Origin of the sequence: Noviluteimonas gilva, assembly GCF_009740395.1 — a bacterium.
Classification (GTDB): Bacteria; Pseudomonadota; Gammaproteobacteria; order Xanthomonadales; family Xanthomonadaceae; genus Noviluteimonas; species Noviluteimonas gilva.
Genome location: NZ_WOXT01000001.1, coordinates 988,323 through 1,001,650 on the forward strand (window position 1 = coordinate 988,323; position 13,328 = coordinate 1,001,650).

12 protein-coding genes and 1 pseudogene are annotated in these 13,328 nt (G+C 65.6%); 6 read left to right on the forward strand and 7 right to left on the reverse strand.

The genetic code is table 11. The features are described 5' to 3' along the window. Window positions 1-171: 171 nt before the first annotated feature. Both GN331_RS04470 and GN331_RS04475 read left to right on the forward strand, forming a co-directional pair. The gene (locus GN331_RS04470) at window positions 172-2,355 is read left to right on the forward strand and encodes a carboxy terminal-processing peptidase (RefSeq protein WP_156640646.1); all 2,184 of its coding nucleotides are present in this window, start codon (window positions 172-174) and stop codon (window positions 2,353-2,355) included. 94 nt (window positions 2,356-2,449) lie between these two features. Continuing rightward, complete coding sequence (locus tag GN331_RS04475; protein WP_156640647.1) at window positions 2,450-3,301, forward strand: methylated-DNA--[protein]-cysteine S-methyltransferase; 852 nt, start codon at window positions 2,450-2,452, stop codon at window positions 3,299-3,301. A gap of 56 nt (window positions 3,302-3,357) precedes the next feature. Here the strand turns inward: GN331_RS04475 and GN331_RS04480 are convergent, their stop codons facing one another. Next, window positions 3,358-3,852, reverse strand: coding sequence for an Lrp/AsnC family transcriptional regulator (locus tag GN331_RS04480; protein ID WP_156640648.1), 495 nt, complete (start codon window positions 3,850-3,852; stop codon window positions 3,358-3,360). A 135-nt stretch (window positions 3,853-3,987) separates the two neighbouring features. Between GN331_RS04480 and GN331_RS04485 the strand changes: the two genes are divergently transcribed. The 4 genes and pseudogenes from GN331_RS04485 to GN331_RS16695 all read left to right on the forward strand — a co-directional run. Beyond that, window positions 3,988-4,518 (forward strand): DinB family protein, encoded by a 531-nt coding sequence (locus tag GN331_RS04485; protein ID WP_156640649.1) that lies wholly within the window; start codon window positions 3,988-3,990, stop codon window positions 4,516-4,518. Beyond that, window positions 4,515-5,453, forward strand: coding sequence for a drug/metabolite exporter YedA (yedA, locus tag GN331_RS04490; protein WP_156640650.1), 939 nt, complete (start codon window positions 4,515-4,517; stop codon window positions 5,451-5,453). Before GN331_RS04485 ends, yedA begins: the two co-directional genes overlap by 4 nt. Beyond that, a complete protein-coding gene (gene rarD / locus GN331_RS04495; protein ID WP_331713367.1) occupies window positions 5,450-6,379 on the forward strand; it encodes an EamA family transporter RarD in 930 nt (309 codons plus the stop codon). The genes yedA and rarD overlap by 4 nt, the downstream gene beginning before the upstream one ends. Window positions 6,380-6,397: 18 nt before the next feature. Then, a pseudogene (locus GN331_RS16695) lies at window positions 6,398-6,499 on the forward strand (DUF1272 domain-containing protein); the annotation flags it as partial. A 164-nt stretch (window positions 6,500-6,663) separates the two neighbouring features. Here the strand turns inward: GN331_RS16695 and GN331_RS16955 are convergent. The 6 genes from GN331_RS16955 to GN331_RS04530 all read right to left on the reverse strand — a co-directional run bounded on the left by GN331_RS16955 (window position 6,664) and on the right by GN331_RS04530 (window position 13,297). Further along, window positions 6,664-7,833, reverse strand: coding sequence for a ricin-type beta-trefoil lectin domain protein (locus GN331_RS16955; protein ID WP_156640651.1), 1,170 nt, complete (start codon window positions 7,831-7,833; stop codon window positions 6,664-6,666). A 133-nt stretch (window positions 7,834-7,966) separates the two neighbouring features. Next, entirely contained in the window at window positions 7,967-9,223 is a 1,257-nt protein-coding gene (locus GN331_RS16960; RefSeq protein WP_156640652.1) for a ricin-type beta-trefoil lectin domain protein, read from the reverse strand. A 136-nt stretch (window positions 9,224-9,359) separates the two neighbouring features. Beyond that, the gene (locus GN331_RS04515) at window positions 9,360-9,962 is read right to left on the reverse strand and encodes a ricin-type beta-trefoil lectin domain protein (RefSeq protein ID WP_156640653.1); all 603 of its coding nucleotides are present in this window, start codon (window positions 9,960-9,962) and stop codon (window positions 9,360-9,362) included. 156 nt (window positions 9,963-10,118) lie between these two features. After that, complete coding sequence (locus GN331_RS04520) at window positions 10,119-11,420, reverse strand: ABC transporter permease (protein WP_156640654.1); 1,302 nt, start codon at window positions 11,418-11,420, stop codon at window positions 10,119-10,121. Between the two features lie 10 nt (window positions 11,421-11,430). Continuing rightward, window positions 11,431-12,591 (reverse strand): ABC transporter permease, encoded by a 1,161-nt coding sequence (locus GN331_RS04525; protein WP_156640655.1) that lies wholly within the window; start codon window positions 12,589-12,591, stop codon window positions 11,431-11,433. Window positions 12,592-12,607: 16 nt separating this feature from the next. Continuing rightward, the gene (locus GN331_RS04530) at window positions 12,608-13,297 is read right to left on the reverse strand and encodes an ABC transporter ATP-binding protein (RefSeq protein ID WP_156640656.1); all 690 of its coding nucleotides are present in this window, start codon (window positions 13,295-13,297) and stop codon (window positions 12,608-12,610) included. Between the last annotated feature and the right edge of the window lie 31 nt (window positions 13,298-13,328).

Here is a 13,328-nt window from a genome sequence, read left to right on the forward strand (position 1 = left end):
CTGAACCGTACCCACCGTCTGAACGCTCAGTCTCACCTTTTGCCGCTGGCGCAGCGCCGAAACTTTCGGCACTGTCGAACCATCGGTGCCGGTCGCAGTCTGACTGCCGTCGCACCTGCCTCACCCCGTTGTTCCCCTTGTCGGCCCGCCCCACCGGGCCCGGAAGCGCCCATGAAGCTCAGCAAGACCCTCCCCGTCCTCACCATCGCGCTTGCGCTGTCCGCACCGATCGCGTTGCTCGCGCGCGCCGACGACGACGCCAAGCTGCCAGGCGGCCCCAGCGCCGCGCAGACGAAGACCGCCGAACTGGTCTACGGCTTGCTGTCGGACAGCCGCTTCGCCTATCGGCCGCGCACGCTCGACGACGCGCTGTCGAAGGACATCTACAAGCGGTACCTGGAGGCGATGGATCCCGGGAAGCTGTTCTTCACCGCGCAGGACGTCGCGAAGTTCTCGCCGTACCAGACGCAGCTCGACGATGCGATCAAGAGCGGCGCGATGGACGCGCCGTACGCGATGTTCGCCATCTACAAGCAGCGCGTGGCCGAGCGCACCGCGTTCGCGCGCAAGGTGTTGAAGAACGACAAGTTCGATTTCAGCGGCACCGACCGCTACGACTACGATCGCGAAGACGCGCCGTGGACCGATACGGCCACGCTCGATCGCATCTGGACGCAGTCGGTGCGCAACGATTGGCTGCGCCTGAAGCTCGCCGGCAAGTCGCCGGAGGAAATCCGCAAGACGCTCGACAAGCGTTACGCCAACCTGCTCAAGGGCGTCGACGATCTCAACGGCGAGGATGTCTTCCAGACCTTCCTCACCTCGTATGCCAATTCGATCGATCCGCACACCGATTACTTCAACCCGCGCACCGCGGCCAACTTCAACCTGACGATGTCGCTGTCGCTGGAAGGCATCGGCGCGGTGCTGCAGAAGCAGGACGAAGTGGTCGTGATCCGCGAGATCATCGCGGGCGGCCCTGCTTCGCGCAGCGGCAAGCTCAAGCCGGGCGACCGCATCGTCGCCGTCGGGCAGGGCACGTCGGGCGAGATGAAGGACGTGGTCGGCTGGCGCATCGATGATGTCGTCGAACAGATCCGCGGCAACAAGGGCACGCCCGTGCGCCTCGACGTGGTGCCGGCCGAATCGCCCGCCGATTCCAAGCCCACGCGCCTGGTGCTCACGCGCGACAAGGTGCGCCTGGAAGAACAGGCCGCCAAGGCGCAGACGATCACCGTGCCGGGCGTCGATGGTGGCGCGCCGCGCAAGATCGGCGTGATCAAGCTGCCGGCGTTCTACCAGGACTTCGAAGGCCGTCGGAAGAATGCCAACGACTACGCGTCGGCCACGCGCGATGTCTCCAAGCTGCTCGCGCAGTTGAAGGTGCAGAAGGTCGACGGCGTCGTGCTCGACCTGCGCAACAACGGCGGTGGTTCGCTGACCGAAGCGGTCGAGTTGACCGGCTTGTTCGTCGATCGCGGCCCGGTGGTGCAGGTGGTCGAATCCGGCGGACGCGTGAGCGTCGAGGACGACACGCGCGCCGGCGTTGCGTGGGACGGCCCGCTCGCGGTGCTGATCAATCGTGGTTCGGCGTCGGCGTCGGAAATCTTCGCCGGTGCGATCCAGGATTACGGCCGCGGCCTGGTCATCGGCGAGACGACCTTCGGCAAGGGCACGGTGCAGAACCTGATCGACCTCGACCGCTGGCCGCAGAACGACGGCGACAAGTACGGGCAGGTGAAGCTCACCATCGCGCAGTTCTTCCGCATCAGCGGCGGCAGCACGCAGCACAAGGGCGTGGTGCCGGACATCCGCTTCCCGGTGACGGTGGATGCCAGCGAGTTCGGCGAGAGCACCTACGACAACGCGCTGCCGTGGTCGCGCATCCAGGCGGTCGACCACACGCAGTACGGCAACTTCGCGCCGATCATCCCGCGCCTCGATGCGCTGCACGCCGCGCGCGTGGCGAAGGACAAGGAATTCCAGTGGTGGTCCGACGACGTGGCGCAGTTCCGCGAGGAATCGGCGAAGAAGTCGGTCTCGCTCAACGAAGCCGACCGCCGCGCCGAGCGCGACAAGTTCGAAGCCAAGCGCAAGCAGCGCCAGGCCGAACGCAAGGCGCTGGGCCTGCCGCTGGATCCGTTCTCCGACGACAAGGACGACGGCCTGCAGGCCAACGAGCGCAACATCGCCGAAGACGCCAAGCGCGAGAAGCTGGAAGAGAAGCGCCCGGATCCGCTGCTGCGCGAATCCGCCGCGATCCTCGCCGATGCGCTCACCCTGCTGACCAACGACCAGAAGCTCTCGCAGCAGGTGCTGCCGGCTTCGCGGACGATGGGGCACTGGTCGGAGTGACCGTCGGCTGGCGCCTGGATTCGGGGTTTCCCGACAAGGCGCTGGGCAAGAATCGGATATCGGGCGCCTTCGGGCGCCCGTATCGTTTGTCCCCATGGACATGATCGCAACCAAGGCCAGCGAAACGACCATCCGCAAGCTCGAGCACGCCCGCCGCGTGCTGGAGACGGACGAGCCCACGCTGGAGGTGCTCGCCGAGATCGTGGGCCTGAGTGCCTCGCATCTGCAGCGCAGCTTCACCGCGCGCTTCGGGCTCAGCCCGGCGCAGTTCCTCGCGCAACGCAAGCTCGGCGCATTGAAGTCCGCGCTGCGCGATGGCGACGACGTGAGCGGCGCGCTGTACGACGCCGGTTATGGCTCTCCTTCGCGTGTTTATGAAGACGGCGCCGCGCGCCTGGGCATGACGCCCGCGCGTTATCGCGCAGGCGGTCAGGGCGAACGCATTCGCTGGAGCATCGTCGACACCGCACTCGGCGACGCGCTGGTCGCGACCACCGAGCGCGGCATCTGCATGGTGGAACTCGGCCGCGATCCTGCGGGCCTGGAGCGCAGCCTGCACATGGAATTCCCGCAGGCGCAGCTCGAACGCGTCGACGCCGGCCGCGACGAATTCCTCGCGCCGCGCGTGCGCGCCGTGGCCGATGTCCTCGCAGGCAAGCAGGCGCATGTCGATCTCGACCTGCTCGGCACCGCATTCCAGAAAAAAGTGTGGGACGCGTTGATGCGCATCCCGCGCGGCGAAACGCGCAGCTATTCGGCGCTGGCCGCCGACGTGGGCGCACCGCAGGGCGCGCGCGCGATCGCGAATGCCTGCGCGCACAACCGCGTCGCGATCCTCGTGCCGTGCCATCGCGTCGTGCGCAACGACGGCACCCTGGGCGGCTACCGCTGGGGCCTCCCGCTCAAGGCGCAACTGCTGCATCGCGAACAAGCCGCCGCCGCGTAGTACTCCCTCCCCTGCGAGCAGGGGAGGGCTGGGGAGGGGTTGCGGCGTTTCGCGCGTTACTTCTTCCGCTTCACCGGCGGCCGCGTAGGCAAATGCAACCCCAACTTGATCGGCTCGAACACCATGCGCGTCTCGTAACGCTTGAGCGTCTCGTCGTTACCGAACAAGCGCTCCGCCACTTCGCGCGTGTGCGGCAAGCCGGTGGTCGCGAGGATCACCAGGTAATCCCATTCCCCCGCGAGCACGTAACACTGCTGCACTTCCGTCGAACTGCGCATGCGCGCATAAAACGCCGCGTGGTGGCGCGCCGATTCGCGCTCCAGCGCCACCAGCACCGTCGCCAGCGTGATGTTGCCGAGCATCGCCGGATTCAGCACGGCGACCTGGCGCATCAGGCCCGATTCGCGATAGCGCTTGATGCGGCGTTGCACTGCGCTGGCCGACAGGCCCACCTCGTCGCCGAGCGCGGACAACGTGGCGTCGGCGTCGCGTTGCAGCAGCTCGAGCAGCCGGTGGTCGAATTCGTCCAGCGCGAGGGGCGTTGTCGACATCGTGTGCTCGCCAAGGGTGATGCGCGTTCTCGCGCCATGCAAGATTCTTGCGCGCAAGCGCACGAATTTTCAAGCGCGATTCCGGGGGCCTCGCTAGAGTGGCGGCTTCCGACTTCCCCCTCGTCGGGAGCCCAGATGCAGGATCCGATCCTCGCTTCCCTCGCGCTTTTCCCACAGGCACTGCGCGCGCATTACGCCGCGATTCCGCCCCGCCACGCCCGGTTCCGGCCGCAGGCCTGGGAGGGCTGCCCAAGCGAACACTTCGACCCGCTGCACCAGCTCTGGCACCTGCGCGACATCGAGCGCGAGGGCTACCACGTGCGCTTCCGCCGCACGCTGGAAGAAGACGCTCCGGTGCTCGCCGATATCGACAGCTACGTGCTGACCGAGTCGAAGGGTGATCGTGGCAGCGCGGAACAAGCGCTCGATGAATTCGAAGCTGCGCGTGCGGAAACCATCGCGCTGCTCGCATCGCTGACGCCCGCGCAACTGGAACGCCCCGCGACCTTCGACGGCTTTGGCCCGGTCAGCGTGCGCGGCTTGATGCACCTGTTGTGCAGCCACGACCACCAGCATCTGTCCGGCCTGCAATGGCTCGCCTGCCGAATCGACGCGAGCGACCCCCATCCGTTCCCCCACGCCTTCTTCGCCCAAGCCCCCGCATGAGCACGCCCATCAAAGCCGCCTCCCCGCTCGCGATCGGATTGGCGCTCGCGTCGGTCTACATCCTGTGGGGCTCGACCTACCTTGCGATCCGTTTCGCGCTGCACGGCTATCCGCCGTTCCTGCTGGCCGCGATCCGCATGGCGATCGCCGGTTCGATCATGTACGCGGTGCTGCGCATGCGCGGCGCGGCGCCGCCGACGAAGAAGCAATGGATCACGCTCGCCAAGCTGTCGATCTTCATGGTCGTGTTGTCCAACGCGCTGGTGAACAAGGCCGAGACGGAAGTCGGCTCGGGCCTGGCGGCGATCGCGGTCGCGTCGATGCCGCTGTTCGCCGGCGTGTTCGCGATGCTCAAGGGCCGCCATCCCTCGCCAATGGAATGGAGCGGCCTGATCGTCGGTTTCCTCGGCGTGATCTGGCTGAGTGTCGGCGGTGAGTTGTCGGGCTCGAAGGTCGGGCTGATCTGTTTGATCATCGCGCCGCTTGCGTGGGCGTGGGGGTCGATCTGGTCGCGCGACCAGGACTTGCCGGAGCCGTTCATGGCCGCCGCGGGGCAGATGCTCGTCGGCACCTTGTGGCTGATCGTCGTCGCGCTGGTCGCGGGCGAACGCATCACGACGATGCCGAGTTTCGAATCCACCGCCGCGCTGTTGTATCTCGTCGTGGCCGGTTCGATCTTCGGCTTCACCGCCTACATCTGGTTGCTGCACCACGTGCGGCCGGCACTCGCGACCAGCTATGCCTACGTCAACCCGCCGCTCGCGGTGTTGATCGGCGCGTTGATCGGCGGTGAATCCTTCACCTCGCACGACCTCGGTGCGATGGCGGTGATCCTCGCAGGTGTCGTGCTGATCACGCTCGCGAAGGCGCGCGCCGGATCGCCCGCACCGACGAAGGCCGACCTGCGCGAAGCCGCCGAGGAGCCCGCGGCGTGAGCGGACAGACGCTCGACCGTCGCGGTCTGTGGATCGCGATCGCCTCGTTCCTCCTGTGGGGCGTCATGCCGCTGTGGTGGCACCTGATGAAGTCGGTGCCTTCGCTGCAGATCGTGCTGCATCGCATCGCGTGGAGCGCGGTGATCGTGGGCGCGTTCCTGTTCTGGCGCGACGGGCGCGGTTGGTTGAAGCGCGCGCTGTCCAAACCGAACACGTGGTGGATGCTCGCGCTCTCAGGCGTGCTGATCGGCTTCAACTGGGGCCTGTACATCTGGGCGGTGAATGCCGGCCACGTCGTCGAATCGAGCCTGGGTTACTTCATCAATCCGTTGCTCAATGTGTTGCTGGGCGTCGTGTTCCTCCGCGAACGCCTCGGGCGCGTGCAGTGGATGTCGGTCGCGATCGCGACGCTGGGCGTGGCGTGGCTGACGTTCCGCTTCGGCCAGTTGCCGTGGATCGCACTCGCGCTCGCCGCGTCGTTCGCGTTGTACGGGTTGATCCGCAAGCTCGCGGCGGTCGACTCGATCGACGGCCTCGGCGTCGAAGGCGCGTATCTGTTCCTCCCGGTCGTCGCGATGCTCGTGTGGAGCGAAACGCACGGGCAGGGCGGTTTCTTCGACGGTTACGGCGTCGCGATGAGCGTGATGCTGGTCGTCAGCGGCGCGCTCACGGCGCTTCCGCTGGTGGGCTTCGCCTACGCCGTGCGTCGCGTGCCCTTGTCGATCATCGGCTTGCTGCAGTACGTCGCGCCGACGATGCAATTCCTGATCGGCGTGTTCGTCTTCCACGAAGCCTTCGACCGCGACCGCGCCGTCGGTTTCGCCTTCATCTGGATCGCGCTGGCGATCTTCGCGATCGATGGCGCACTGCGTGCGCGCCGTGCGAATGCGCGCGCGCCGCTCGTTCCCGCTGCCTCCCCCCGCTGAGGTTCGACCATGCTGCAGATGCGCCCCAACTGCGAATGCTGCGACAAGGATTTGCCGCCCGATGCGCACGACGCGCTGATCTGTTCCTTCGAATGCACGTTCTGCGCCGATTGCGCGACCGGCGTGCTGAAGGGGCGTTGCCCGAATTGCGGCGGGACGTTCGCGCCGCGGCCGACGCGTGCGGCGCATTTGTTGGCGAAGAACCCTGCATCGACCGAGCGTGTGTTGAACCGAACGGTTGCGTGGCGTAAACCCCTCTCCCGGCGGGAGAGGGGCTTGTTGCGTTACGGCGTCATCGCAAGGAAGCGCTGTTCCACCTTGTTTGCGCAGGCCTGCAAGGTCGGACGCAGCTCACCCGCGGCGACCGTGATGCACATCTGCGTGCCGTCCGCGCGCAGGCGGCCATGCGTGTCGCGCACCCATTCCTGGCGCGCGGTGCCATTGCAGGTTGCGGCGACGAGCTGCCACGAGGGCGGGCCGAGCGCTTCGAGGCACTTGCCGCCGACCTCGAGCTGCCTGCCGGCGCGACGGAACACCTGGCCCTTCGCACCGCTGCACGCGCGGACGCCGACCGGGCGCGACGCACCGCTTCCGGCCTGCGCTTCGAGGCAACGGTTGTCGAGGTCGCTGACCAGCAACGTATCCTGCGTTACGCGCACGTTGCGCACTTCGTGCGCGCTCCCGCTGTTGTCGATGAAAGAGAAGATCCCGAAACGCAGTCGATCCGGCGCCGCGATGGCAACGTCCTGCGCGTCATGGACCGAGTGCCCGTCGAGGGAGAGATCGAGCAGGAACCCGCCGTTGTTCGACTTCGGCGTCAGGGTGGCTTCCATGCGACGGACGAACCCCTTGGTGATGGCTTCCTCGCGCGAGAGGCATTCGAATTCCGGAACGCGCTCGCTGGGCATCATCTTGTAATTCATGCAGGCCAGAGGAACCGGGGAAGGACGCTTGTCGAGCAACAGGTTTCCCGCGCCGCGTAGCGCAACGAAGTTCTTTTCGAGCGTGAGCGGACCACCACATGCCGCGGAGAACTGGCCTCGCCACTGGAAGCCAACGCTGAGGTAATCCCCTTCCATCGCGCAGCCGCGACCATCGCGGTGGAGCGACGTGTTCACCACGCGCGCATCCATCAGCTGGAAACCGAACAGGCGTGCATCGGCCTTGCGGGGGCTGTGCGACAGGAACTCGTACCTGATGCGGATGGGGAACAGCGGGTCGAGTGTCTCGCCCGACGTGGCGTAGCTCACCTGCTCGGTCGCTTGGTTGCTGTGCAGCATCTTCCAGCCGGAGCCGTCCACCGAGGGTTGCTCGACGACTGCATCGGCGCCGGGATACAGGTTGGCCTTCGCGTCGAGGGTCCAGGTGGATTTCGCCACCGCCGTGCCGGACGCGATGGCGCAGAGCAGCGCAAGCGTCGTGACGACGGTGCGTTTGTTGCAAATTGGATTCACGAAAATTCCATATCGAGGGCGCCGATTGCGCCGCGCGGAATGGTGTCGAACTCCCTTGGAGGCGTCAGCGCGAATCGTCCCGGCTCGCCTGCGCAAGAAAACGGGCGGCTTTTCGCCGCCCGTTTGCAGAAGATTACGGCGCGCGCACGGTGAACCGCTGCGTGGCCAATGTCGAATCGCAGGGTTGCAACGACAGGTGGATGCCGTTCGCCGCGAGCGTGACGCAACGCTGGTCACCTGCCATCTTGCTGCGCAACTGGCCGGTCTGCATCAGCGCCCAGCGCTGGTTTTCCTGGCCGGAGCACGTTTGCGAGATGACGCGCGTGCCGTCCCTGTAATGGCCGAACTCGGCGTCCATGCACAGGTCACCGACTTCGATCGCGTCATTCGCGAACCGGAAGACCTGGTTCGCGCCGCCGTGGCAGGCATGCAGATAGATCAGATGCCCCTTGGCGATGCCACGTTCAACGTCGACGCAACGGCCGTTGACGTCGCTCACGAGCAGCGTGTCCTGCGTGACGCGCACGTTGCGGACTTCATGGTGGGGCCGCCCATGGTGTTCTGCCCAGAGGCCGAACTGCACGAACTCCGGTATCGTCTTGGTGATCGGGAGCTGGTGGTAGATCGGTTGCCCGTCGATGGTGACGTCGAGCGTGTAGCCGGCACCATTGCGGTTCGGCGTCACCAGCGCATCAACCGCGCGGACGAAGCCGGTCGCAACGGCTTCCTCGCGGGTGGTGCAATGCCGTGCATCGATGCGCTCCCCGTGCCAGGTGTTGTAGTTGCCGCAGGTCAGCCACATCGGGGCTTGGTCGCGCGCAACCACCGTGTTGTCGGCGCGCACGATGACGCGATTGAACTTGCTCCAGAATTCGCGGGGACCGGTGCACCCGTCGTAGTACATCCCTTCGTGGCCCATGCTCACCATGAGCGTCGACGAAGCGCAGTTATAGGACTTGTCCTTCTTGTGCAGCTCCGGTCCCTTCGTCGCGTCGATGAGATGGAACCCGGCAGTGGCGCCGATATTCTTTCTCGTGTCGTACGACAGGAACTCGTACTGGATGCGAATCGGCAGTTGCGTATCCAGGAGCGTGGAAGATGTCGCATAAGACATCTGATCCTGGTGTGGCGAGAGCGCCATCAAGCTCACCCAGCCCGTACCGTTCGTCGATGGCGGCGTGGGCACGGCCCCCGACGGGGCCGTCCAGATGAGTTCAGAGGACAGTGCCCAACCTTGCGCCGTCGTCGCGTCGGTGAAATCGCCGACGATTTCCTCGGCGGCGGCGGAATTTGCGTACATGGAGAGGAGGAGCGCGCTCAGGGCGAGCGAACGTTTACAACGCTGCATTCGGAAAAATCCTTCAATGACGCGGAGTGCGTCGCGCGGCACGATGTCGGACCCGTCGCCTCCGGCCTACGCGAAGCCTCTACATCCCATGCCGAGCGCAGCGCTTCCGGCAAAAAAGAGGCCGCGCAGTGCGCGGCCTCTCATGGCATTCGTCAGCACGAACCGTACCTGCCCGACCTCAGGGCGCCATCGTCAGGAACTGCTGCTGCACATGGCCACCCGGGAAGCACGGCTCGATCTTGACGCCGTCCTCGCTCACGTCGTCGTACACGGTCAGACACCCACCCATCCCGCTGTTTCTGCGAATCGCGCCGTCGCCCTCGCGCACCCAGCGTTGATTCTCTCCACCGTTGCATGCCGCCGCCATGACATGCGGGCCACCCGCGACGCGCGTGGCATCGAGGCAGCGACCGTCGATTTCCAGGCGCTCGCCTGCGCGGCGAAATACCTGGCTTCCATCGTCGCGACACGTCTCGATCACCAGCGCGTCGTACCCGCCTTCCTTCTTGAGACCAAGGCAGCGCTGGTCGCCGACATTGATCAGCAAGCTGTCCTGCGTCACGTAAGTGGCACGAACGACATTGCTGCCGCTCGGGTCCAGCTCGTGCTGCACCTGCACCGGGAAGCGGGGGTCGAGCGTGCCGCCCGTCGTGGAGTAGGTCACCTGCTGCGTCGCCTGGTTGCCATGCAGCGTGAGGACCTGCGCCGTCGCATGGCCGCTCAATAGGGCGGTCGTCATTGCGAGAGACGCGATGACGGTGGACTTCTTTGTCGAATTCATCAGTAGCTCCTGTCCTTGGGGGCGCGCATTGCGCCGCCAAAAATGTTGGAGAGGTCCGATGCGTTCGTCAGCGCGAAGCGTCCCGCAGTCGCGTGCGCAGGAAAGAAAACGGGCGGCTTTCGCCGCCCGTTCGCCTGCAGAGAAATCAGTAGGCGCTCAAGCCGCGCGCAACGCCTCCGTCACCGGCAAGCGCGCCGCACGCAGCGCCGGGAACAAGCCGCCGACCAGGCCGATGCCCAGCGCCCACTTCAACCCCGTCCACAACAACTCCGGCGTGACGCGGAACTGGAAGACGACCTGGCTGAAGTTGTTGCCCAACGTCGACACCGTGTGGCCGTTGAACAACAGCCACGCGACCGCCGCGCCGAGCAGGCCGCCGATCAGCGCCAGCAACATCGTCTCCAGCATCACCGCCACCACCACCGGCAAGCCGCGGAAGCCGATCGCGCGCATCGTTGCGATCTCGCGTGCACGTCCCGCAACCGCCGCGTACATGGAGTTGAGCGCACCGAAGATCGCGCCGACCGCCATGATCGTGCCGATCACGACGCCGAGCGCGGTCAGGAACTTCGTCAGGTTCTCCGATTGCTTGGCGTAGTAGTCGTGCGTCGTCGACACGTCGAGCTTCAGGCGCGGATCGGCGGCGAGCGCGCCGCTCAATTGCTTGAAGCCGTCCTTGCCGTCGAGTTTCACCGTCACCGACTGGAACGCCTGGCGCTGGTACGCCGGGCCCAGCACGTCGGCGTCGGCCCACAACTCCGATTCGTTCGAATCGCCCGATTCGAACACGCCCACGACCGTCCAGATCTGGTTGGCGAGATTGAGTTGCTTGCCGACTTCCAGGCCACGGAACTGTTTCTGCGCACCGCGCCCGACGACCATTTCGCGCAGGCCGCCGTTGAACTTGCGGCCTTCGATGATCTTGAGCTTCGGGCGAATCGCCCATGCATCCGGACCCACGCCGCGGAACTGCACGTTGGTGTCGGTGCCGTCGGCCATGCTCTGCAGGTTGACGACCTGCGAGAGCTCCGGGGATACGATCGGACGATTGTCGGGGCCGCGTGCGATGCCGGCCAGCGCGGAAATCAGCGGCACCTGGTCGCGTGTGATCACCGAATTGGTTTCCGCCTGCGAACCACCGCGCAGGATGATCGCGGTGTCGGTGCCGCCGGTGTTCGACAACGTGGCCTTGAAGCCTTCGCCCATCGCGAGCATCGCCACCAACACGCCGACCACACCGGCGATGCCGACGACGATCACGGCCGACGCGCCCCAGCGTTGCGGCAAGCCCGCGATGCCGATTCCCGTGGCCGCGCGTGCGAGCGCACCGCTGCGCGTGGTGAACAGCCAGATCGCGACCAGCGCGGCGAGTCCGAGGACGCCATACGGCAGGAAGGCCGCCGCGCCCAATACCGCAGCCAGCAGGAGCAGGAGGAGCAGGTTCACAAAGACTTTCATGTGGGTCTCCTCAGCGGCCCGCGAGGGCGTCGACGATGTTCAGGCGCATCGCGCGCAACGCCGGCAACAAACCGGACAGCACGCCGAACACCAGCATGAGCACCAGGCCCGTGATCCAGCTTTCGGCCGGCAGCGACTGCGGCAACTGGATGAAGCCACCGCTGCCCTTCGTCGTCGCGATCATCGCCAGCGGCGCGAGCGCCAGGCCGATCACCGCACCGATGGCGACGAGCAACACAGACTCGCCCAGCACCAGCATCAGCACGCTGCGGTTGGTGAAGCCGATCGTCTTGAGCACCGCGAGTTCCGGGATGCGTTCGCGCACCGCCTGCGCCATCGTGTTGCCGGTCAGCAGCAACAGCGTGAAGAACACCGCGCCCATGATGCCGCTGACGATCATGCCGATGTCGGCGATCTGCTTGATGAAGGCCTGGTTGAACGCTTCCTCGGTTTGCGTCTTCGTCTCGTGATCGGAGTTGGCCGAGAGTTTGTCGATCGCCTTGGAGACGCGGTCGGCGCTCTTCGCATCGTCGAGTTGCACGATGTACCAGCCCACGCGGCCCTTGACGTAATCGTTGGACTCGTCGAAGTAGTTCCAGTGGAACAACATCACCGCTTCTTCGCCCTTTCGCTTTTCATCGGCGACGCGGAAGATGCCGTCGAGCTTGAAGGTCCAGTCGTTGCTGCCCTTGGTCGGGAAGATCGTCGCCTGCAGCGGAATCGTGTCGCCGACCTTCCAGCCGAATTTCTTCGCGAGCGATTCGCCCACGACCGCGCCGACGCGATCGGCTTCCCACGCCTTGCGCTGGTCGGCCGGAAGCACGTACTCGGGATACAGATCGAGATAACCCGGGCCCACCGAGAAGTTCGGGAAGAAGTTCTCCGGCTTCTGGTAGATGCCGCCGAACCACGCCGCGTACGAGGATTGCTTCACCCCGTCGATGGAGCGGATCTGCGAATCCAGGCTGTACGGCAGCATCTGCGTCAGCGACAGGCGCGAGGACGCGATCATGCGGTTGGCACCGCTGACGCTGCCGCCGGAATTGAAGGCGACGCGCACCGAATCCAACATGCCGAACAGGAAGAACGCCGTCATCACCGAGAACAGGGTGAGGAACGTGCGTGTCTTGGAGCGGAACAAGGCCGCCCAGATCAGGTGGAAATATTTCATCGCTGGCCTCCGGCGATCAAGCGTGGACGGCTTGTTCGACGAGGTTGCCCTTGTCGAGGTGCAGCGTGTGCGTGGCGTATTCGGCCGCCTTGGGATCGTGCGTCACCATCACGATCGTCTTGTTGTGATCGCGATTGAGCATCTGCAGCAAGCCGAGGATTTCTTCGGCCGATGCGCGGTCCAGGTCGCCGGTGGGTTCGTCGCAGATCAGCAGCGTGGGGTCGGACACGATCGCGCGTGCGATCGCGACGCGCTGCTGCTGGCCGCCGGAGAGTTCGGACGGACGATGCTTGCCGCGATCCTTCAGCCCGACCAGTTCCAGCGCGATCTCTGCGTTGCGCTTGCGCTGCGCGGACGACAACTTCGTCAGCAACAGCGGCAGTTCGACATTCTTCTGCGCGGTGAGCGTCGGCATCAGGTTGTAGAACTGGAAGACGAAGCCGACGTGGTTGCTGCGCCAGTTCGACAACTGCCCGGAGGCGAGTTGGTCGATGCGCTGATCGCCCACCTTGATTTCGCCGCCCGACGGCGTGTCGAGCCCGCCGATGAGATTCAGCAGCGTGGTCTTGCCCGAGCCCGACGGCCCCATCAGCGCGACGAAATCGCCCTCGTCGATATCCAGGTTCAGGCCATGCAGGACGTCGACGGTCTCCGGACCGCGGCGGTACTTCTTGTGCAGGTTGCGGATGCTGACGAGGGTGGACATGCGAACTCCGGGGGGTGTGTGCGGATGGGGA

What these genes read in the sequence shown, in the direction of transcription:
- GN331_RS04515 (WP_156640653.1), bottom strand. Translation starts at nt 9,962, where the DNA reads ATGAATTCGACAAAGAAGTCCACCGTCATCGCGTCTCTCGCAATGACG.
- GN331_RS04520 (WP_156640654.1), bottom strand. Translation starts at nt 11,420, where the DNA reads ATGAAAGTCTTTGTGAACCTGCTCCTCCTGCTCCTGCTGGCTGCGGTA.
- GN331_RS04470 (WP_156640646.1), top strand. Translation starts at nt 172, where the DNA reads ATGAAGCTCAGCAAGACCCTCCCCGTCCTCACCATCGCGCTTGCGCTG.
- GN331_RS04525 (WP_156640655.1), bottom strand. Translation starts at nt 12,591, where the DNA reads ATGAAATATTTCCACCTGATCTGGGCGGCCTTGTTCCGCTCCAAGACA.
- GN331_RS04485 (WP_156640649.1), top strand. Translation starts at nt 3,988, where the DNA reads ATGCAGGATCCGATCCTCGCTTCCCTCGCGCTTTTCCCACAGGCACTG.
- yedA (WP_156640650.1), top strand. Translation starts at nt 4,515, where the DNA reads ATGAGCACGCCCATCAAAGCCGCCTCCCCGCTCGCGATCGGATTGGCG.
- GN331_RS04530 (WP_156640656.1), bottom strand. Translation starts at nt 13,297, where the DNA reads ATGTCCACCCTCGTCAGCATCCGCAACCTGCACAAGAAGTACCGCCGC.
- GN331_RS04480 (WP_156640648.1), bottom strand. Translation starts at nt 3,852, where the DNA reads ATGTCGACAACGCCCCTCGCGCTGGACGAATTCGACCACCGGCTGCTC.
- GN331_RS04475 (WP_156640647.1), top strand. Translation starts at nt 2,450, where the DNA reads ATGGACATGATCGCAACCAAGGCCAGCGAAACGACCATCCGCAAGCTC.